Origin of the sequence: Micromonospora sp. LOL_021 (genome assembly GCF_048060215.1) — a bacterium.
GTDB lineage: Bacteria > Actinomycetota > Actinomycetes > Mycobacteriales > Micromonosporaceae > Micromonospora_E.
In genome coordinates, this window is the sequence record NZ_JBHMIN010000043.1 from 33,814 (window position 1) to 54,518 (window position 20,705).

At 73.8% G+C, this 20,705-nt stretch carries 13 protein-coding genes; 9 read left to right on the plus strand and 4 right to left on the minus strand.

The features are described from left to right. Positions 1-86: 86 nt before the first annotated feature. Positions 87-3,491, plus strand: coding sequence for a S8 family serine peptidase (locus ACFHWT_RS23590; RefSeq protein WP_416596844.1), 3,405 nt, complete (start codon positions 87-89; stop codon positions 3,489-3,491). Between the two features lie 99 nt (positions 3,492-3,590). On the opposite strand, the gene dapD is transcribed toward ACFHWT_RS23590, so the two are convergent. Continuing rightward, positions 3,591-4,547 carry a 2,3,4,5-tetrahydropyridine-2,6-dicarboxylate N-succinyltransferase gene (gene dapD, locus ACFHWT_RS23595; protein WP_416596846.1) on the minus strand — a complete coding sequence of 319 codons (957 nt, stop codon included), beginning with the start codon at positions 4,545-4,547 and terminating at the stop codon, positions 3,591-3,593. Positions 4,548-4,655: 108 nt separating this feature from the next. On the opposite strand from dapD, the gene dapE reads away from it, so the two are divergent. Beyond that, entirely contained in the window at positions 4,656-5,729 is a 1,074-nt protein-coding gene (dapE, locus tag ACFHWT_RS23600) for a succinyl-diaminopimelate desuccinylase (protein ID WP_416596848.1), read from the plus strand. Between the two features lie 22 nt (positions 5,730-5,751). Here the strand turns inward: dapE and ACFHWT_RS23605 are convergent, their stop codons facing one another. Next, complete coding sequence (locus ACFHWT_RS23605) at positions 5,752-5,901, minus strand: hypothetical protein (RefSeq protein ID WP_416596850.1); 150 nt, start codon at positions 5,899-5,901, stop codon at positions 5,752-5,754. 236 nt (positions 5,902-6,137) lie between these two features. On the opposite strand from ACFHWT_RS23605, the gene ACFHWT_RS23610 reads away from it, so the two are divergent. From ACFHWT_RS23610 to ACFHWT_RS23635, 6 genes are all read left to right on the plus strand, one after another. Beyond that, a complete protein-coding gene (locus tag ACFHWT_RS23610) occupies positions 6,138-7,049 on the plus strand; it encodes a TIGR00730 family Rossman fold protein (protein ID WP_416596852.1) in 912 nt (303 codons plus the stop codon). A 14-nt stretch (positions 7,050-7,063) separates the two neighbouring features. After that, positions 7,064-7,609, plus strand: a complete 546-nt coding sequence (locus ACFHWT_RS23615; protein ID WP_416596853.1) for a TIGR00730 family Rossman fold protein — start codon at positions 7,064-7,066, stop codon at positions 7,607-7,609. A 58-nt stretch (positions 7,610-7,667) separates the two neighbouring features. Next, positions 7,668-11,177, plus strand: a complete 3,510-nt coding sequence (locus tag ACFHWT_RS23620) for an ATP-dependent helicase (RefSeq protein WP_416596854.1) — start codon at positions 7,668-7,670, stop codon at positions 11,175-11,177. After that, positions 11,174-14,524, plus strand: coding sequence for an ATP-dependent helicase (locus tag ACFHWT_RS23625; RefSeq protein ID WP_416596856.1), 3,351 nt, complete (start codon positions 11,174-11,176; stop codon positions 14,522-14,524). Before ACFHWT_RS23620 ends, ACFHWT_RS23625 begins: the two co-directional genes overlap by 4 nt. A gap of 242 nt (positions 14,525-14,766) precedes the next feature. Further along, on the plus strand, positions 14,767-14,970 hold the full coding sequence (locus ACFHWT_RS23630) for a cold-shock protein (protein ID WP_123605346.1): 204 nt from the start codon (positions 14,767-14,769) through the stop codon (positions 14,968-14,970). Positions 14,971-15,132: 162 nt separating this feature from the next. Then, positions 15,133-16,470, plus strand: coding sequence for a DEAD/DEAH box helicase (locus ACFHWT_RS23635; RefSeq protein WP_416596858.1), 1,338 nt, complete (start codon positions 15,133-15,135; stop codon positions 16,468-16,470). An 86-nt stretch (positions 16,471-16,556) separates the two neighbouring features. On the opposite strand, the gene ACFHWT_RS23640 is transcribed toward ACFHWT_RS23635, so the two are convergent. Both ACFHWT_RS23640 and ACFHWT_RS23645 read right to left on the minus strand, forming a co-directional pair. Next, positions 16,557-17,957, minus strand: coding sequence for a glucose-6-phosphate dehydrogenase (locus tag ACFHWT_RS23640; RefSeq protein WP_416596860.1), 1,401 nt, complete (start codon positions 17,955-17,957; stop codon positions 16,557-16,559). Then, positions 17,954-19,876 (minus strand): glycoside hydrolase family 15 protein, encoded by a 1,923-nt coding sequence (locus ACFHWT_RS23645; protein WP_416596862.1) that lies wholly within the window; start codon positions 19,874-19,876, stop codon positions 17,954-17,956. The genes ACFHWT_RS23640 and ACFHWT_RS23645 overlap by 4 nt, the downstream gene beginning before the upstream one ends. A 371-nt stretch (positions 19,877-20,247) precedes the next feature. Here ACFHWT_RS23645 and ACFHWT_RS23650 point away from each other — a divergent pair, with 371 nt between their 5' ends. After that, positions 20,248-20,445 (plus strand): hypothetical protein, encoded by a 198-nt coding sequence (locus ACFHWT_RS23650; RefSeq protein WP_416596863.1) that lies wholly within the window; start codon positions 20,248-20,250, stop codon positions 20,443-20,445. The last annotated feature ends 260 nt before the right edge of the window (positions 20,446-20,705 follow it).

Sequence of the window (20,705 nt, forward strand, 5' to 3'; positions counted from 1 at the left end):
CGGGTGAGTGTATACCGGGTATGTAATCCTGGGGCTTCGGAATCACGACCCTGACGCCGCTCCGGCGTCTACCGGGGAGGTTCACGATGTCCAATCCATCCAGGAGAGTCCAAGCCGCCGCTCTGGTCGCCGTACTGGCCGCGACGCTGATCGGTGCCGCCCAACCGGAACCGGCCGCCGCCCAACCGGCACCGACCCCCGACGACCCGGTCAGCCCGGTCCGTACCGACCCCGCGACCGCGGTCACCCTGGTCACCGGGGACCGGGTCGTCGTCACCAGCGCCGGCACCGCCATCCAACCCGCCCCAGGCCGTAACCACCTGCGGTTCCACACCTACCAGGGCTCCGACGGCCGGTACGTCGTACCAGCCGACGCGCAGCCGCTGATCCGCACCGGCGTGCTGGACCGGCGACTGTTCAACGTCACCGACCTGATCTCGTCCGGCTACCACGACGCCGCCACCGCTCAGCTGCCGCTGCTCGTCGAGTACGCCGTCCCGGCCGACGCCGCCCGCCGGGCCGCCGGCGGCCTTGCCGGCGCCCGGGTCACCCGGGACCTGCCGGCGATCGGCGGTGCCGCGCTGACCGCCGACAAGAACACGGCGACCGACTTCTGGGCGGCGGTCACCGGCACCGACCCGGCCGGCGGGGTGCCGACCCGGGCCGGGACGCTGGCCACCGCCTCCGGTCTGGCCCGGGTCTGGCTGGACGGCCGACGGCGACTGCTCCTCGACCGCAGCGTCGGGCAGATCGGCGCGCCGGCCGCCCACGACGCCGGGTTCACCGGGGCCGGGGTGACCGTCGCGGTGCTGGACAGCGGGGTCGACGCCGGCCACCCCGACCTGACCGGCAAGGTGGCCCGGTCGGAGAACTTCACCGACGATCCCGACCCGGCCGACCGGGTCGGCCACGGCACCCACGTCGCCTCGATCATCGCCGGCAGCGGTGCCGCATCCGGCGGGGCGAACCGTGGGGTGGCCCCCGACGCCACCCTGATCTCCGGCAAGGTGTGCGAGTCGTCCTGGTGCACCGAATCGGCGATCCTGGCCGGCATGCAGTGGGCCGCCACCGACCAGCGGGCCACTATCGTCAACCTCAGCCTCGGCGGCCCGGACACGCCGCAGACCGATCCGCTGGAGAAGGCGGTCGACACGCTCACCGCGCAGACCGGCGCGCTCTTCGTGATCTCAGCCGGCAACTCCGGCGCGGACCGTACCGTCGGCTCGCCGGGCAGCGCCGACGCGGCACTGACCGTGGGCGCGGTGGACCGCGACGACACGCTCGCCGGCTTCTCCAGCCGTGGCCCGCGCATCGGTGACGACGCGGTCAAACCGGACATCACCGCCCCGGGTGTCGGGATCGTCGCGGCCCGCGCCGCCGGCACCACCCTCGCCGATCCGGTCGACGAGCACTACGTCGCCGCCTCCGGCACCTCGATGGCCGCGCCGCACGTGGCCGGAGCCGCCGCGCTGCTCGCCCAGCGTCGGCCGAACTGGCCCGCCGTGCGGTTGAAGGCCGGCCTGATGGCGTCGGCCGCACCACGTTCCGGCACGGGCGCGTACCCGCAGGGTGCCGGCCGGGTGGACGCCGCCCGCGCCGTCACCCAGGAGCTGATCAGCCGACCGGCCAGCGTGTCGTTCGGCCGCGCCGACTGGCCGCACCACGACGACCCGGCGATCGTCGAGAAGATCACCTACCGCAACACCGGCAGCGAGCCGCAGACCCTGACCCTCTCCGTCGAAGCCGTCGGCCCGACCGGCCGCAGCGCACCGGCGGCGATGTTCCGGGCCGGTGCCGACACGGTGACCGTACCGGCCGGCGGCACCGCCGCTGTCCAGCTGACCGCGGACACCAGCGTCGGTGGCCCGGACGGCTACTACTCCGGCCATCTGGTCGCCACCGGCGCCGGCCAGCGCGTCATCACCCCGTTCGGCGTCCACCGCGAGGTGGAGAGCTACGACCTGACCTTCGTCCACGTCGACCAGGCCGGCGCGGCGACCGACGACTACTGGACCGTCGCGGTCGGCCTGGACCAGCCGGTGGACGCGATGCCGTGGACCTCGGACGGCTCCGGCCGGGTCACCACCCGGCTGCCCGCCGGCCGGTACGGACTGTCCAGCATGATCCAACGCTGGACCGGCGAGCAGGAACACGAACTCGCCGTCCTGGTCCGGTCGAACCTGCGGCTGGACGGTGACCGCACCGTGCTGTTCGACGCCCGTACCGCCCGACCGGTCCGGATGACCGTGCCCGAGCCGACCGCGCGTCCGGCGCTGGTCGACGTCAGCCTCTACTACCGCACCCCGCAGATGGGTGCCGGGATCGGGGTGCTGGCCGACACCTTCGACGGGCTCGCCGCCGCCCACGAGGGCGGGCCGTCGGGCGCGGGCGAGTTCACCGCCAGCATCGCCAGCCAGTGGCTGCGACCGGACGGCGCGGACGGGTTCACCGCCAGCCCGTACTTCTACGGGTTGAGTGAGCTCTTCGCCGACCGGCTGCCCACCGGGTTCACCCGGCACTACCGTCCCCGGGAACTGGCCACCGTCCGGCACCGGTTCCGCGGGGTCAGCCACGGCGACCTCACCGACCGGCTGGTCTTCCCCGGCCACGGCGAGCGGGACATCGGGGGATGGGCGCTGGTGACCCCGGTCGAGCTGCCCAGCGTGCGGGTGGAGCACTACAGCGTGTCGAGCACGTCGACCTGGGAGAGTTCGCTGGAGTTCGGCCGGGCGGTGGACGGTCAGCTCTGGCCGGAGTACACCGCCGTGCTGGTCTCGCCGGCGAGCCGCCACCAGCCCGGCAAACGCACCCTGGACACCTGGAACCTGGCACCGTACGGGCCGGTGTTCCCGGCCGTCGCGGGCGACGGTGCCGCAGTCAGCCGGCGGGGCAACGTCATCGACGTCCAGGTGCCGGTGTTCGCCGACGCGAACGGCCACCCCGGCGGGGTGGCGACGCAGACCGCGCGGACCGCGCTGTACCGCGACGGAAAGCTGATCGGGGAGAGCCCGGAGCCGGGCTACGGCCGGTTCCCGGTGCCGCGGGCCCAGGCCGACTACCGGTTGGAGATGTCGGCGACGCACGACGTCGGGGACTTCTCCACCTCGGTCAGCGGAGCGTGGACCTTCCCGTCCGGTCCGGTGACCCGCAACCAGGTGGCGGCCCTGCCGGTGATGGCGGTGCGATTCACCCCGCCGGTGGACGCCGGAAACACCGCCGCCGCCGGACGGGAGATGCCGATCCCGTTCACCGTCGCCCACCAGCCCGGCGTGGTCGGAATCGGAATTCGCCGGCCGACCGTCGAGGTGTCCTACGACGGCGGGCGGACCTGGCAGCCGGCCGAGGTGCAATCCGCCAAGGCCGGCTGGACCGCCACGGTCGACCATCCGTACCGGGACGGCTATGTGTCGCTGCGGGCGTCGGTCACCGACCGGGCCGGCAACACGGCACGGCAGACGATCGTCCAGGCGTACCGGATCGTGCGCCGCTGACCAGCGCCGGCCGGTGCCCTGCCCGCCGTCACGGGGCGGGTGGGGCACCGGCCGACCGCGGCGGACCGGAACCGGCGCACCTCACCGGCCGGTCCGCGGTCAGCTGTTGGCGTGCAGTGCCTCGTTGAGTTGGATGCCGGCGCCGGTACGCGGCCGGGCCTCCAACGCGCCGGTAACCGAGTTGCGCCAGAACAGCAGCCCGTCGACCCCGGACAACTCGCGGGCCTTGACCACCCGGCCGTCCGACAGGCTCACCTTGGAGCCGGCGGTGATGTAGCAGCCGGCCTCGACCACGCAGTCGTCGCCCAGCGAAATGCCGATGCCGGCGTTCGCGCCCAGCAGGCTGCGCTCGCCGATGCGTACCTTTTCGGTGCCGCCACCGGAGAGGGTGCCCATGATCGACGCGCCGGCCCCGACGTCGGAGCCGTCGCCGACCACCACGCCGGCGACGATCCGCCCCTCGACCATCGAGGTGCCGAGCGTGCCGGCGTTGAAGTTGCAGAAGCCCTCGTGCATGACGGTCGTCCCGGACGCCAGGTGGGCGCCGAGCCGTACCCGGTCGGCGTCGGCGATCCGCACCCCGGACGGCACCACGTAGTCGGTCATCCGGGGGAACTTGTCCACCCCGTACACCGCCAGGTGGCGCCCGGCGGCCCGCTCGATCAGTCGCAGCTCGTCGACCCGGTCCGGCGGGCACGGTCCGGCGGAGGTCCAGGCGACGTTGGCCAGCCGGCCGAAAATGCCGTCCAGGTTGAGCTCGTTCGGCCGGACCAGCCGGTGGGACAGCAGGTGCAGCCGCAGGTACGCGTCGGCGGCGTCGGCGATCGGGTCGGCCAGCGAACCGATCTCGACGACCACGATCTCGGTACGCAGTCCGGGCAGTGCCCGGGGGCCGACCACCCCGGCGGGCAGTCCGGCCGGTGCGGCGCCGTTCGCGGCCGGCGGCCGCTCGCCGAGCCCCAGCTGGCCGACCGGATACCAGGTGTCCAGCACCTGCCCCTGCTCCGTGCAGGTGGCCAGGCCGATGCCCCAGGCGGGCTGCGTCGAAACCGTCACCGAACTGTCGCCTTCCGATCGGGGTACGAGTCACCACCGGGCCGACGTCCGGGCGATCCGGGTGATCAGCGGACGAGTCGACCCTGCCGAGACGGTACCGTGCCAGCCATGGTGAACCCGCTGACCCCCGAGGTCCTGGCCGATCCGGTGACCCTGACCCGCGCGTTGGTCGACATCGAGTCGGTGTCGCGCCACGAGCAGCGGATCGCCGACTGCGTGGAGCAGGCGCTGTCCGTCGTGCCCTGGCTGACCACCGGGCGGTACGGCAACACGGTGATGGCCCGGACCGAGCTGGGGCGCTCCCGGCGGGTGGTGCTCGCCGGGCATCTGGACACGGTGCCGCTGGCCGACAACTTCCCGTCCCGGGTGGTCGGTGACCTGATCTACGGTTGCGGCACCTCGGACATGAAGTCCGGGGTGGCGCACGCGTTGCATCTGGCGGCCACCGTCGCCGAGCCGAGGTACGACGTCACCTACCTGTTCTACGAGGCGGAGGAGATCGACTCACGGTTCAACGGGCTGCGCCTGGTGGCCGAAGCCCACCCGCAGTGGCTGGCGGCCGACTTCGCGGTGCTGCACGAGCCGACCCACGGCGTCGTCGAGGCCGGTTGCCAGGGCACCCTGCGGGCGGTGGTCGGCACCACCGGCCGCCGGGCCCACTCGGCCCGGTCCTGGCGTGGGGTGAACGCCATCCACGCCGCCGGTGAGGTGCTGCGTCGGCTGGGCGACTACTCGGTGCGGACCGTCGCCATCGACGGATGTGAGTACCGGGAAGGGTTGAACGCGGTCCGGATCGGCGGCGGGGTGGCCGGCAACGTGATCCCGGACCGGTGCGACGTCGAGGTCAACTTCCGGTTCGCGCCGGACCGCGACGGGCGGCAGGCGGAGCAGCACGTCCGCGAGGTCTTCGCCGGGTTCGACGTCGAGGTGGTCGACTGCGCTGGCGGGGCGCTGCCCGGACTGGCGTCGGCACCGGCGCGGGAGTTCCTCGCCGCGGTCGGCGAGCCGCCGGTCGCGAAGCTGGGCTGGACCGACGTCGCCCGGTTCGCCGCGCTGGGCATCCCGGCGCTCAACTTCGGCCCCGGCGACCCCAACCTGGCGCACGCCCGAGACGAGCACGTGGAGATCGACAAGATTCAGCAAGGTGCCGAGACACTCCGGCGTTGGCTGACGCCGGAGTGAATCGGGATCACCGCAGCCGGGATCACCGCAGCAGCGCCGGCTCCTGCTCGACGGCGTCGTCCACCGGCTCAGCCGGATGCGCTCGCCCCCCGGCAACCCGGCGCTCGGCCACCACGACACGGATCCGGCGGTGCATCTGCCGCCGGACCCGGATGAGTTCGCTACGTGTCATCATGACTACTCCTCCCCCCGAAGGTGCCGTGACGGCGTCCTCCCCACCGTCCGGCGTACCCAGTATCTGTTAATGGAGACGTAGCCGCAGCCGATTTGGTTGCACTTGACGCCAGATTGACATCACCTTTTCGTCACGCGTCGGGTGAGTGCCGCAGCGGGGCGGTTCGGCGTCCGCACTGGACACGCGCGGGCGGCGACGTCAAGCACGGCACGCCGCCCACTACGGTTGTCCAGATGGACCAGTCGAACAACCATCGCGCGCCAGACGACCAATCCCGACCGGGACCGGACCGGATCGGTGCGACACCCGACGAACCGGGTTCGGAGCGGCACCGGGGCGCGGTGACCCTGCGCCGGGAAGCGGTCCGCCGCAGCACCGCCGATCAGGGTCTGCTCGATTCACGGGCCCGTGGCGAATGGAAGACCAAGGATTCCTGGCGGGCGCTGCGAATCCTGTCGGAGTTCGTCGAAGGGTTCGACACTCTCGCTGATCTGCCGCCGGCGGTCAGCGTTTTCGGGTCAGCCCGCAGCGCGCCGGACAGCCCTGAATGCCGGCTCGCCGAAGAACTCGGCCGCGCGCTCGCCGGTGCCGGCTACGCCGTGATCACCGGCGGCGGTCCCGGTGTGATGGAGGCGGCCAACCGGGGCGCCACCGAAGCCGGCGGCGTGTCGGTGGGGCTCGGCATCGAATTGCCGTTCGAGCAGGGCATCAACGAATGGGTGGAGGTCGGCATCAACTTCCGCTACTTCTTCGCCCGCAAGACCATGTTCGTCAAGTACGCCCAGGCGTTCGTGGTGCTGCCCGGCGGGTTCGGCACCATGGACGAGCTGTTCGAGGCGCTCACCCTGGTGCAGACCGGCAAGGTGACCAGGTTCCCGGTGGTGCTGATGGGCACCGGGTACTGGTCCGGACTGGTCGACTGGCTGCGTGACACGATGCAGGCGCAGGGCCGGATCGGCGACGCCGACCTCGACCTGCTCTGCCTGACCGACGACGTCGCTGAGGCGGTACGGCACATCGTCGACGCGGATGCCGCACTCGCCGCCGAGCAGGCGGCGCTGCGTCAGACGGCGCACGCCCAGATCGAGGCCGAGCGGCAGGCCGACGAACGGGCACCGGCCGGGGACCACCGGCCGGCGGAATGAGAGGAGCAGCACGGATGGCCGCGATCGGAGTCTTCTGCGCCTCGTCGCGCACCCTGGAGCAGCGGTGGCTCGACCTGGCCGCCGAGACCGGGCGGGAGCTGGCCCGACGTGGGCACACCCTGGTCTCCGGCGGCGGCTGCGTCGGCATGATGGGGGCGCTGGCCGACGGCACCCGGGCCGGTGGCGGCTACACCCTGGGGGTGATCCCGCAGTCGCTGGTCGACTTGGAGGTGGCCGACACCCGCTCCGACGAACTCGTCGTCACCGACGGGATGGCCAGCCGCAAGACCCTGATGATCGAGAAGTCGGACGCGTTCGTCACCCTCCCCGGCGGCCTCGGCACCCTGGACGAACTGTTCGAGGTCTGGACCACCGCCGTGCTGGGGCTGCACCGCAAGCCGGTCGTGCTGGTCGACCCGGACGGCTTCTACCAGGGCCTGCTGACCTGGCTGGCGGCGTTGGCCGACACCGCCTTCGTCGGGCGTACGGCGCTGGATCTGCTGATCGTCGTCGACTCGGTGCCGGCCGCGCTGGACGCCATCGGGTCCCGGCTGGATTGACCGGGTACCGGGTGGGCGTGCACCCACGCGCCGCGCGGTGTCGCCGCGTCGTGGTGAGATGAGCGGCGTGCAGGCGTACCGGCTGGTCCGCCGGCCGGCGCGGGCCGAGCCGGCGCGCTTCGACGACCCCGCGCAGCAGGCGGTGGTCGCGCACACCGACGGGCCGCTGCTGGTCGTCGGTGGTCCGGGGACCGGCAAGACCAGCACGCTGGTCGACGCGGTCGCCACCCGGGTAGCCGAGGGGACCGACCCGGAGCGGATCCTGGTGCTCACCTTCAACCGGCGGGCCGCCGTCGCACTGCGCCGACGGATCGAGGCGGCGATCGCCGCCGGCTCCCGGCGGGTGCTGCACGAACCCCTGGTACGCACGTTTCCCGGCTACGCGTTCGGCCTGTTGCGCCGCGCCGCCGCCGAACGGGGCGAGCCGTCGCCGCGGCTGCTCACCGGCCCCGAGCAGGATCTGATCATCCGCGAGCTGCTGGACGTGGCCGGACCGCAACCGGGGGCCGCCGCCCCGGACGACCCGGCCGCCACCACCAACGGCTCCACCGGCCCGACCGGCGATCAGAACGGTGACCAGATCGGCGACCCGGTCGGCTGGCCGCCGGAGCTGCGCGCCGCCCTGCCCACCAGGGCGTTCGCCACCCAGCTGCGCGACCTGCTGCAGCGGGCCACCGAACGCGGTGTCGGGCCGGTCGAGCTGGCCCGGCTCGGCGAACGGCTGGGCCGGGCCGACTGGCCGGCGGCGGCCCGCTTCCTGCGCCAGTACGTCGCGGTCCTCGCGCTGCGCGACGTCAGCAACCGGGGTTCGATCGGCTACGACCACGCCGAGCTGGTCCGGGCCGCCACCGGGCTGCTCACCGACGATCCGTCGCTGCTGGCGGCCGAACGGGGCCGACTGTCCTACGTCTACGTCGACGAGTTGGCCGACACCGACCCGGCGCAGGTCGAGCTGCTCGGTCTGATCGCCGGTGGCGGGCGGCCGCTGGTCGCGTTCGCCGACCCGGACTCCTCGACGTACGCGTTCCGAGGCGCGGATCCGGGCATCGTGCCGGCGTTCGGGCACCGGTTCCGGACCGCCTCGGGCGCGCCCGCCCGGCAGATCCTGCTGCCGGTCTGCTACCGCGCCGACCCGGAGCTGCTGGCGGCGACCGGTCGGGTGGCCCGGCGGCTGCGCGGCCCGGCCGGCCACCGTGACCTGCGCCCGGCCCCGGCTGGCGGGGCGGCCGATCCGTCGGCGGCCGACGGCGCGGACTCGGACCCGCCGTCGGCCGACGGCGCGGCGTCGGACCGTGCCGACCCCGTGGCGGTACGGGTGTTCCGTTCGGCGACCAGCGAGGCCGGCTACCTGGCCCACGCGCTGCGGGTGGCGCACCTGATCGACGGGGTGCCCTGGTCCCGGATGGCGGTGATCGTGCGCTCCACCACGCTGCAGCTGCCGCCGCTGCAGCGGGCCCTGCACATCACCGGCGTGCCGACCGTGGTGCACGCCGAGGACCTGCCGCTGCACCGGCAGCCGGCGGTGGCGCCGCTGCTGTTGCTGCTGCGCTGCGCGTTGGAGCCGGACCGACTGGACGAGGAGGCGGCGGTCGCGCTGCTGCACTCCCCGCTGGGCGGGGCGGACCCGCTGGCCGAGCGGCGGCTGCGGCAGGGGCTGCGGGCCCTGGCGCTGGCCGCCGGTGACCGCCGTCCCTCCGGCGAGCTGCTGGTCGACGCGTTGCGCGATCCGGCGGAGCTGGCCGCGATCGAACGCCGCTGGGCGGCACCGGCGCAGGCGGTCGCGACGCTGCTGGCCACCGCCCGGGACACCGCGGCCCGGCCGGGTGCGACCGCCGAGGACGTGCTCTGGGCGGTGTGGCAGACCAGCGGGCTGGCCGACCGGTGGTTCGGTGCGATCCTGCGCGGCCGGACCCCGGCCGGGCCGGCCGGCACCGTACCGGTCGGTGGGGTGACCGACGCCGGGGCGCGGTGGCGGGCAGCGGCGGCGGACCGGGACCTGGACGCGGTGATGGCACTGTTCGACGCGGCGGCCCGGTTCGTCGACCGGCTGCCGGGTGCCCGAACCGAGGTCTTCCTCGACCATGTGCTCGGCCAGCAGTTGCCGGCCGACACCCTGGCACCGAGCGGCGATCGCGGCGAGGCGGTCCGGCTGCTGACCGCGCATGCCGCGAAAGGCCTGGAATGGGACGTGGTGGCGATCGCCGGGGTGCAGGAGGGCGTCTGGCCGGACCTGCGGCTGCGCGGCAGCCTGCTCGGTTCGGAACGGCTGGTCGACGTGCTGACCGGTCGGGCCGACGGCGCCGGGCTCACCGCGTCGCTGGTGGCGCAGACCTCGGCGCTGCTCGACGAGGAGCGGCGGCTGTTCTACGTGGCGGTGACCCGGGCCCGCCGACGGCTGCTGGTCACCGCGGTCGCCTCCGCCGGAGTCGGCGGGCTGGACCACGAGGAACAGCCGAGCCGGTTCCTGCACGAGCTGGGCGTGTCGACGGTGGACGCCGACGGCGAGGAGCTGCCGACCCTGCCGGCCGGCCGGCCGCCCCGGTCGCTCACCCTGCCGGCGCTGGTCGCCGAGCTGCGTACCGTGGTCACCGACCAGACAGCGCAGCCGCAGCGCCGGCAGGAGGCGGCGGCGGTGCTCGGCCGGCTGGCGGTCGCCGGGGTGCCCGGTGCCCACCCCGACGACTGGTGGGGGCTGCGGCCGCTGTCCGACGACCGGCCGCTGGTCGACGAGGGCGAGTCGGTCCGGGTCACCCCGTCGACCATGGAGAGCGCGCTGCGGTGCAGCCTGCGCTGGCTGTTGGAGCGGCACGGCGGCCGGGGGGAGCCGAGCGCGGCGGCCGGCGTCGGCAACCTGGTGCACGCGGCGGCGATGCTCGCCGAGGACGCCAGCGTCGACCGGGCGAAACTGCTGGAGTACGTCGCCGCCCGGTTCGACGCGATCGACCTGGCCGCCCGCTGGATGGCTGGTCCGGAGCTGGCCCGTGCCGAAGGCATGGTCGACAAGCTGCTGCGCTGGCTGGCCAGCAATCCGCGCCGGCTGCTCGCCATCGAGCACGAGTTCACCGTACGGCTGGACGACCCGCGGCAGCCGGTGGAGCTGACCGGCCGGGTGGACCGGTTGGAGATCGACGCCGACGGCCGGCTGGTGGTGATCGACCTCAAGACCGGCAAATCGACCTCGGTCACCGCCGCCGAGCTGGCCGAGCATCCGCAGCTCGGTGCATACCAGGCGGCGGTCGAGGCGGGGGCGTTCGCCGAGTACGGCGACGACTCCGGGGGCGCGGCGCTGGTCCAGCTCGGTACCCCGGTGAAGGAGGCGAAGGAGCAGCAGCAGGAGCCGCTGGCCGACACCGACGACGCCGGCTGGGCGACGGCGATGGTCCGCCGTACCGCCCAGACGATGGCCGCGTCGACGTTCTCGGCGGTGGCCAACTCCAGCTGCCGGGTATGCCCGGTGAAGACCAGCTGCCCGGTCTCCGGCAAGGGCCGCCAGGTCGTCGAGCCACCGTCGGTCCAGCCACCGCCCGGCGGGTCGCCGGCCACCGAGCCACCAGCGGAGCACGGATGACTCAGCAGTCGCTGTTCGCCGCCACGCCGTCGCCGCGCCGCCGCGCCGACTCCGGCCCGCGCTACACCCCGCAGGAGCTGTCCCGGCTGCTGAAGCTGCCGCCACCGACCCCGGAGCAGGCGGCGATCATCGCCGCCCCGGTGGAGCCGCTGCTGGTGGTCGCCGGGGCCGGGTCCGGCAAGACCGAGACGATGGCCGCCCGGGTGGTCTGGCTGGTCGCCAACGACCAGGTACGCCCGGAGCAGGTGCTCGGCCTCACCTTCACCCGCAAGGCCGCCGGGGAGCTGGCCCACCGGATCCGGACCCGACTGGGACAGCTGGTCCGCCAGCTCGGCCGGCAGGGTCGGCGGCCGGAGGAGGATCCGCTGGCCGGTGAGCCGATGGTCGCCACTTACCACTCGTACGCCGCCCGGGTGGTCACCGAACACGGGCTGCGGGCCGGCTACGAGCCGTCGGCCCGGCTGCTCACCGAGGCCTCCCGCTGGCAGATCGTCGACTTCCTGGTGCGCAACTACGACGGCGACATGTCCGAGGTGGACCGGGCGCCGGGCACGGTCACCGACGCGGTGCTGGCGCTCGCCGGGGAGCTGGCCGAACACCTGGTCACCCCGGACCAGTTGGCCGGCTGGACCGGCCGGTTCTTCGCCGAGGTGCAGTCCCGGCCCGGCCGGGTGTACGCCGACGTGCGTCGGGCGCTGACCATCCAGCAGATCCGGCTGCGGCTGCTGCCGCTGGTCCGGGCGTACCAGCAGCGTAAGGCCGACTTCGAGGCGATGGACTTCGCCGACCAGATGTCCCGGGCCGCGCAGGTGGCCCGGGACCATCCGGCCGTGGGCGAGCTGGAGCGCGACCGCTACCGGGTGGTGCTGCTCGACGAGTACCAGGACACCAGCCACGCCCAGGTGGTGATGCTGCGGTCGCTGTTCGGCGGCGGGCATCCGGTGGTCGCGGTCGGTGACCCCTGCCAGTCGATCTACGGCTGGCGCGGGGCGAGCGCCGGTACCCTGGACCGGTTCCCCGGCGAGTTCGCCCGCGCCGACGGCACCCCGGCCCGGTCGCTGACGCTGACCACCAGTTGGCGTAACCGGCCGGAGATCCTCAGCGTCGCCAACCAACTGTCCGGCCCGCTGCGTACCGCCGGGGCCCGGGTGGCGGCGCTGGCCGCCGCCGCGAAGGTAGCCCCGCCGATCCCGGGCCGCACGGCCCGGGGCGCGCCGGCCGCGACGGTGCACTGCGCGCTGCTGGACACGGTGCTCGACGAGGCCGAATGGATCGCCGACGGCATGCTGGCCGCCTGGCGCGGGGCGGCCGGCGTCGAGCCGGGTCGCGGCGACGAGATCCCGGTCGACGCCCGGCCGACCAGCGCGGTGCTGGTCCGGGTCCGCAGCCAGATCCCGGCGGTCGAGGCGGCGCTGCGGGCCCGCGGCCTGCCGGTCGAGGTGGTCGGTCTCGGCGGTCTGCTGGACACCCCGGAGGTCCGCGACGTCGTCAGTACGCTGCGCGTGCTGGCCGATCCGACCGACGGCGCGGCGCTGCTGCGGCTGCTGACCGGGGCCCGGTGGCGGATCGGTCCCCGGGACCTGGTGGCCCTGCACCGGCGGGCCCGGGCGATCGCCGACGCCCGGCGGGAGCTGCCCCGGGCGGGGGCCGCCGAGCCGGAGATCGTCGTCGATCGCCTCGACGAGGCCAGCCTGGTCGAGGCGTTGGCCGATCCGGGGCCGGCCCAGCTCTACTCGGCGGAGGGCTACGCCCGGCTGCGCGGGTACGGCCGGGAGCTGGCCCTGCTGCGGCAACGCCTGGACCAGTCGTTGCCGGACCTGATCGCCGACGTCGAGCGGACCACCGGCCTGGACGTGGAGGTCGCGGTGCGGGCCGGCGGGGCCGGCGGCGGGGACGCCGGGCTGGCCCGCGGGCACCTGGACGCGCTCGGCGACGTCGCGGCCCGGTTCGCTGGCGAGTCGGACACCGCGACCCTGTCGGCGTTCCTGGCGTTCCTGGACGCCGCCGAGGACGAGGAACGCGGGCTGAGTCCCGGCGAGATCGACGTGGTCTCCGGCGCGGTGCAGATCCTCACCGCGCACGCCGCCAAGGGTCTGGAGTGGGACGTGGTGGCGGTGGCCGGGCTGACCCGCGACGTCTGGCCGGGCGCGGTGCGCGGTTCGGACCACTACCTGTACGGACTCGGGGTGCTGCCGTTCCCGCTGCGCGGCGACGCGGACGGCCTGCCGGCGCTCGACCTCGACGACGCCGAGGACCAGAAGGCGGTGCAGCGGGAGCTGACCGAGTTCGGCAAGCGGTGGCGCGAGCACGACGAGCGGGAGGAACGGCGGCTGGCGTACGTGGCGGTCACCCGGCCGCGCCGGCTGCTGCTCTGTTCCGGCTACTGGTGGGGGGCCGGGGTGAAGCGGCACCGCGGGCCGTCGGTGTTCCTCAAGGAGATCCACGACGACTGCCTGGCCGGCGCGGGGGTGGTGGACCACTGGGCGCCGGAGCCGCTGCCGGGCGCGGCGAACCCGATCGACGAGGTGACGGTACGGGCCGAGTGGCCGGCTGATCCGCTGGGCGTGCAGCGGCCCCGGATGACGGAGGCGGCCAACCTGGTCCGCCAGGCGATGGACCGGCCGGTCGACCCGCCGGACGACCAGCCGTCGGCGGGGTGGTGGGCGGAGGCCCGGATCCTGCTCGGCGAGCGGGATCGGCTGGCCCACGGGGTCGGGCCGGTGGACGTGCCGTTGCCGGACCAGCTGTCGGTGTCGCAGCTGGTGGCCCTGCGTCGGGACCGGTTCGGGCTGGCCCGCACGCTGCGTCGGCCGCTGCCCGGCCGCCCGGATCCGTACGCCCGGCGAGGGACCGCGTTCCACGCCTGGCTGGAGCAGCGCTTCGGCGCGGACCGGCTGTTGGACGTCGACGAGTTGCCCGGTGCGGCCGACGCGGACGCGGCACCCGACGACGCCCTGCTGGAGCTGCAGGAGCGGTTCCTGGCCAGCGAGTGGGCCGGCCGGGTGCCGGTCGAGGTGGAGGTGCCGTTCGCCACGGTGATCTCCGGGGTGGTGGTCCGCGGCCGGATGGACGCGGTGTTCGCCGGCCCGGGTGGGCGCTACGACGTGGTGGACTGGAAGACCGGCCGGCAACCGACCGGGGTGGCCGAGGCCGCGGCGGCGGTGCAGCTCGCCGCGTACCGGCTGGCCTGGGCGGACCTGGCCGGGGTGCCGGTGGAGCAGGTCCGGGCGGCGTTCCACTACGTGCGCGACGGCGTCACCGTGCGCCCGGCTGACCTGCTGGACCGGGCCGGGCTGGCGAAGCTGATCAGTGATCTGCCGTTGCTGGGTGACACGCCGGATTCGTGATAGCCTGGCGGTGTTGCAGTATTGGTTCCCCGTGCCGTCCCCGGTGCTACCCGCCGGCCGGCCGGTCACAGAGACAGTGCGAGCGCCTGTGGGGTCTCGGCCCAGGCGCTCTTTGTTGTGTCCGGGCTCTGTTCCGGATGGGGCGATCAGCACCGCGACGCCGATCCGCGTAGTAAGCGCGGATCTCACATCGGCCCGCAGGCAGTCTCGGGTCCGATCGTTCCATCAAGGAGAAGAGTTACATGGCAGTAGGCACCGTCAAGTGGTTCAACGCGGACAAGGGTTTTGGTTTCATCACCCCGGATGAGGGCGGTGCCGACGTGTTCGCCCACTTCTCCGCCATCCAGTCCTCCGGTTACCGGAGCCTGGACGAGAACCAGCGGGTCGAGTTCGAGATCACCCAGGGCCAGAAGGGCCCGCAGGCGGCCAACATCCGCCCGCTCTGAGCTGTTCGGTACGAACGGTCCGGCTCCCGCCGCCCGGCGGCGGGAGCCGGACCGCAGCAAGTCCCACCCTGGTTCGTGCTTGTGACCCGCTGCTGGCGACCCCGTCGCCCGGCGCCTTCCTCGCTACGTGCCACCTAGCTAGCGGAAGGCCGATCCGGTCAAATGAGCACCACCACGATCCTTCACGTCCAGAAGCCCTCGTTCGCCGACCTCGGTGTGCCGGCGAGCTTGCTCGCCGCGCTGACCGCCAACGGCATCAACGAGCCGTTTCCCATCCAGGCGGCGACTCTGCCCGACTCGTTGGCCGGCCGTGACGTCCTTGGCCGCGGCCGCACCGGCTCCGGCAAGACCCTCGCCTTCGGGCTGCCGCTGGTGGCCCGTACCGCCGGGCGGCGCGCCCGCCCCGGCCGGCCACTGGCCCTGGTCCTGGTCCCCACCCGTGAGTTGGCCCAGCAGGTGACCGCCGCGGTGGAACCGTACGCCCGGGCGGTGCGGCTGCGCTGCGTCACCGTCGTCGGCGGCCTGTCGATCCAACGCCAGGCCGACGCGCTGCGCTCCGGCGCGGAAATCGTCGTCGCCACCCCGGGCCGGCTCAACGACCTGGTCAACCGGGGCGCGTGCCAGCTCGACGACGTCACTGTGGCGGTGCTCGACGAGGCCGACCAGATGGCCGACATGGGCTTCCTGCCGCAGGTCACCATGATCCTGCGCAAGGTCGCGCCGGGCGGGCAGCGGATGCTCTTTTCGGCCACCCTGGACCGCGGGGTGGACCGGCTGGTCCGCGAGTTCCTCACCGACCCGGTGTCACATCGGGTCGACCCGTCGACCGCCACCGTCGGCGCGATGAGCCACCACCTGTTGCACGTCAGCGCGGCCGACAAGCCGGCGACCACGGCGGCCATCGCCGCCCGGGACGGCCGGGTGATCATGTTCATCGGAACCAAGCACCGCGCCGACCGGCTGGCCCGCCAGTTGCTCGCCAGCGGGGTACGGGCGGCCGCCCTGCACGGCGGCAAGTCCCAGGGGCAGCGCAACCGCATCCTGGAGCAGTTCAAGACCGGTCAGGTAACCGCGCTGGTCGCCACCGACGTCGCGGCCCGCGGCATCCACATCGACGACCTCGACCTGGTGCTCAACGTCGACCCGCCGGCGGACCACAAGGACTACCTGCACCGGGGTGGGCGTACCGCCCGTGCCGGTGCCGCCGGCGTGGTGGCCACCCTGGTCCTGCCCGAGCAGCGGCGGGACATGGACCGCCTGATGGCCGCCGCGAAGATCCGTCCGCAGCGCAACTCGGTCGGCCCGGCGGACGCGGAGCTGGCCCGGGTCACCGGTGCCCGCACTCCGTCCGGGGTGCCGGTCACGCTGCCCACGCCGACCCGGGCCGCGGCGGCGAAGAACACCCCGGCCGGCACCGCCGGCGGCACCGGTACCGGTCGTCGCCCCGGGCGTCGCCCGGGCGGCCGGCGTCGCCCGGCCCGCCGTCCGGCGGCCCGCTGACCGACCAGACCACCCGCATCAGGCCCGGACCGGGCCGGACCCGTATGTGGTCCGGCCCGACCGGGAGCCGGCTGCGGCCCGGCCGGTCAGGGCCGTGGGCCGGTGCTGCCGGCCGGATAGTCGCGTAGCGGTGTCCTGCCCTGCGCCCAACCGGCGAGCACCGGCTCGATGATCCGCCAGCTCTCCTCGGCCTCCTGCGCCTGGGCGCTGAGCCGGGTGTCACCTTCGATGATGGCCAGCAGCAACTGCCCGTACGGGCTCGGCGCCTGCCGGGCCAGCTCGGTGACCATCTCGACCGGCTCCAGGTCGAACGGGTCACCGATGCCGTTGACGTTGAGCCGCAGCGACATCCGGTCCGGATCGAGTTGCAGCCGCAGCTCGTTGCACTGGCTGTCCCGGTCAGTGAAGATCGCGTGCGGCACGTCGGCGAAGCGAATCACGATCTCGCGCCGGTCGGCGGCCAACGCCTTGCCGGTACGCAGCTTGAACGGCACCCCCGACCACCGCCAGTTGTCGATGTGGACGGTCAGTTCGGCGTACGTCTCGGTGCCCCGCGCCGGGTCGACCCCGGCGCCGTCGACGTAGCTGGCCACCTTCCGCTCGCCGCGCCGGCCCTGGACCACCCCGGCGGTGTACCGACCGCGTACCGTGCAGTCGGCCACGTCGGCGGCCTGGATCGGGCGGACCGCCCGCAGCACGTCCAGTTTGCGCACCGCCAGGTCGGCCGGGTCGACGGTCAGCGGCGGCTCCATCGCCACCAGGGTCAGCAACTGCAGCAGATGGTTCTGCACCATGTCGCGCAGCGCACCGGCGTGGTCGTAGTAGCTGGACCGACCCTCCGCGTCGACCGTCTCGTCGAAGACGATGTCGACTCCGGTGATGTGCGTGTTGCTCCACAGCGGCTCCAGCACCCGGTTGGCGAACCGCAGCCCGAGCAGGTTCAGCACGGTCTGCTTGGCCAGGAAGTGGTCCACCCGGAACACCCGGTCGTCCGGCAGCACCTGGTGCAGCACCGTGTTCAGCCGCCGGGCGCTGGCCAGGTCCTCGCCAAACGGCTTCTCCACCACCAGGCGGAGGCCGGCCGGCAGGTCGCAGCGGCCCAGCGCGATCGCGACCGGCTCGAACAACCGGTGCGGCAGGGCCAGGTAGACCACCACGGCGTCGTCACCGTGACGGGCCCGCTCACCGTCGCGGGCGATCTCCAGCGCCGTCGCCAGCACCTGCGGGTCGGTCACGTCACCGTGGACGTAGCTGGCCGTCTCGGCGAGTTCGCTGCGGGCCCGGGTGGCCACATCGGGGGCATGTTCGCGCAGCGCGGCGCTCACCCGGTGCCGGAAGCCCCGGTCGTCGAGCTCGTCGCGGGCCACCCCGATCAGCCGCATCCCGCCGGCCGGCCGGCCGAGCTCCCGCAGCTGGGCCAGGCCAGGCAACAGGTAGCGGGTGGTGAGGTCGCCGGTGGCGCCGAGCACGATCACGTTCGCTGTCACGTCCGCATCCTTCCGTACCGGGCCAGGTTGACCGCGCTGCTGATCAGCCCGATGTGACTGAACGCCTGCGGGAAGTTTCCCAGGAAGGCGCCGGTCGCGGGGTCGATCTGCTCGGGGAGCAACCCGACGTGGTTCACCCGGCCGCAGAGCTGTTCGAACAATTCGTGGGCCCGGTCCAGTTGGCCGCTGCCGGCCAGGTTGTCCACCCACCAGAAGGAGCAGAGCAGGAAGGCTCCCTCGCCGCCGCCGACCCCGTCCGGCGACTCGGCCGGCAGGTAGCGGTAGAGCAGGTCGCCGCCGGCGCCGAGACGTTGCTGGACGGCGTCGACGGTGGCGACCATCCGGGGATCGGCGGGGTCGACCACCCGGCGCAGCGGCAGGGCGAGCAGGCTGGCGTCGACGGTGCCGGGCTGACCGAGGTGTTCGGTGAAGTGCCCGTTGTCGTCGTCCCACGCCTCGGCCAGCAGCGCCGAGCGGATCTCCTCGGCCGCCCGCCGCCACGGCTCGACCTCGTCGCGCCGGCCGGTGGCGGTCGCCAGTCGGGCCATCCGGTCGGCCGCCACCTGGCACATCGCCACCGAGTAGGTGAACGGGCGGCCCTCGTGGCGGATCTCCCAGATGCCGTGGTCCGGGGTACGCCAGTGTTGCAACGCCGAGCGGCCCAGCCGGGTCAGCCGGGACCACCGCCGGTCGTCGACCGCACCGCCGGCCCGGGCCCACTGCCAGGCGCAGTCGAGGATCTCGCCGTACACGTCGTGCTGGATCTGATCGGCCGCCGCGTTGCCCCAGCGCACCGGCCGGGAACCTCGGTAGCCGGACAGGTCCGGGTCGATCCGTTCGGGGGCCGGCCGGGTGCCGTCCAGGGTGTAGAGCACGTGTGGTCGGCCGTCGCGGGTGCAGGCGCGCAGCACCCAGGACAGAAACGACTCGGCTTCGGCGGCCATCCCGATCCGGCGCAGCGCGTAGACGGTGTACGCGGCGTCGCGTACCCAGGTGAACCGGTAGTCCCAGTTGCGGCGGCCGCCGATCGCCTCCGGCAGCGACGATGTGGGGGCGGCGACGAGCGCCCCGCTGTCGTGATCGTCGCAGAGCTTGAGCGTGATGGCGCTGCGGCGGACCAAGTCGGCGTGCCGGCCCGCGTAGTTGATCTGGCGGCTCCAGGTCCGCCAGGCCGCCGCCGTGCGGTCCAGCGCGGCGGCGAGCTGATCGGCGTCGCGGTGCCGGGTCGGACCCTGCGCCCAGCGCAGCACCAGGCTGAGCCGGTCGCCGGCGGTCAACCGGATCCGGCCGGCCAGCCGGTCCAGGCCGGGCACCGGCCGGCTGGCGGTCAGCCGCAGCCGGCCGCCGTTCCCGGCCAGGACCTCGATGCCGATCTCCTCGGCGCTGGGGGTGGTCCGCAGCCCACCCCGGCCGGTCAGCCCGATCTCCAGGTCGACCGTGCCGTCGATGACGGTGACCAGGCGGCCCAGCTCGCCGCAGGCCACCCCGAGTTCGGTGCCGAGCGGCCGGTCGACGGCCGGTCCGGCCCCGTCGTGCCGACCGCCGGCCCCGTCGGCCGGCCCGTTTGCCGGTTCGCCGGACGCGGCGGTGATCAACAGCGCGTCGCGGATCTCCAGGCGTCCGGTGGCAGTGTGCAGTTCGGTACGCAGTACGGCGGTGTCCGGCAGGTACTCCTGCCGGACGGCGCGCAGGCCAGCCGGCCGCAGCGTCCAGGCTCCGCCCCGTTCGGCGTCGAGCAGTGCCGCGAACAGCGCCGGGCCGTCGAATCTCGGCAGGCAGAGCCACCGTACGGTGCCGTCGACGCCGACCAGCGCGGCGGTCTGGCCGTCGCCGATCAGGCCGTGGTCGGCGATCGCCGGGTAGCCGTCGGTGAGTTCGGGCACTGGCAGCGCTTTGATCTCCGCCAGATGGTCCGTCACGGGTGTCTCCTCCGCATGGTGAGTCCGTCAGGCACCACTCTCCCCGGTGAGCCGTGGTGCCGACAGGTATGCGGGTCCCTCTACCCGGCGCCGGACCGGTTGACGCCTGCGACGGACCCGGTGGCCGCGCCGTCCGCCGGCCGTTCGTCGTCGCGGCCGGCCGTACGTTCTAGCGGCGCCGCCGGTGTCGACGGGACAGTGACGCCCGTACGGATGAGCAGGGTCGTCCGTACGGCCGGCGGGTTCCGCGAGACATCCACGCTTTTCGTCCGATGGCTGACTGCACGCCGCGCCCGCCACCGGGATCCTTTGCGTGGCGGACGAGGCACGACCGCCGGGACGCCACCCCCGGGCAGAGAGGTCGGGTGGAGATGACAGCCGAGACCAGCGCGACGAGAGAGATCCTGCTCGTCGTCGGCGTCGCGATGCTCGGCGTGCTGCTGGCCCTGGTCTCTGTCGTCACTCCCTGGTACACCGGTCCGACCGCCGGCACCGGGCCGGTCGTCGTCGAACTGCACGCGCCCGACCCGCCGGTACGGTCCACCGACATCGAAGCGGCCCCGCGCTGATCCACCGTATCCCGTCGGGGCGCTGCCGGTTTTCCCACTGTCGAGTGCTTCACTAGGAGAGATGTCTGCTCCGCTGCCGTCTGACCGGTCAACGTCCGGGACCGCCGTGGACTGGTCCGCCGGGCCGGTCACCCGGTCGGGCCGCCCGTACCCGGGCGCCGGTGCCGGCGCGGGCCCACCGACCGGGCCGCCGACCGGCCCGGGGGCCGGGTCCGGTCCCCCGCCGACCGACCCACGGCGCGGCGCGCGGGACGGGGTAC

Excerpts from the sequence above, each read along its gene's own strand:
- ACFHWT_RS23590 (WP_416596844.1), top strand. The coding sequence starts at position 87 with ATGTCCAATCCATCCAGGAGAGTCCAAGCCGCCGCTCTGGTCGCCGTA.
- dapE (WP_416596848.1), top strand. The coding sequence starts at position 4,656 with ATGGTGAACCCGCTGACCCCCGAGGTCCTGGCCGATCCGGTGACCCTG.
- ACFHWT_RS23605 (WP_416596850.1), bottom strand. The coding sequence starts at position 5,901 with ATGACACGTAGCGAACTCATCCGGGTCCGGCGGCAGATGCACCGCCGG.
- ACFHWT_RS23610 (WP_416596852.1), top strand. The coding sequence starts at position 6,138 with ATGGACCAGTCGAACAACCATCGCGCGCCAGACGACCAATCCCGACCG.
- ACFHWT_RS23615 (WP_416596853.1), top strand. The coding sequence starts at position 7,064 with ATGGCCGCGATCGGAGTCTTCTGCGCCTCGTCGCGCACCCTGGAGCAG.
- ACFHWT_RS23620 (WP_416596854.1), top strand. The coding sequence starts at position 7,668 with ATGAGCGGCGTGCAGGCGTACCGGCTGGTCCGCCGGCCGGCGCGGGCC.
- ACFHWT_RS23625 (WP_416596856.1), top strand. The coding sequence starts at position 11,174 with ATGACTCAGCAGTCGCTGTTCGCCGCCACGCCGTCGCCGCGCCGCCGC.
- ACFHWT_RS23630 (WP_123605346.1), top strand. The coding sequence starts at position 14,767 with ATGGCAGTAGGCACCGTCAAGTGGTTCAACGCGGACAAGGGTTTTGGT.
- ACFHWT_RS23635 (WP_416596858.1), top strand. The coding sequence starts at position 15,133 with ATGAGCACCACCACGATCCTTCACGTCCAGAAGCCCTCGTTCGCCGAC.
- ACFHWT_RS23650 (WP_416596863.1), top strand. The coding sequence starts at position 20,248 with ATGACAGCCGAGACCAGCGCGACGAGAGAGATCCTGCTCGTCGTCGGC.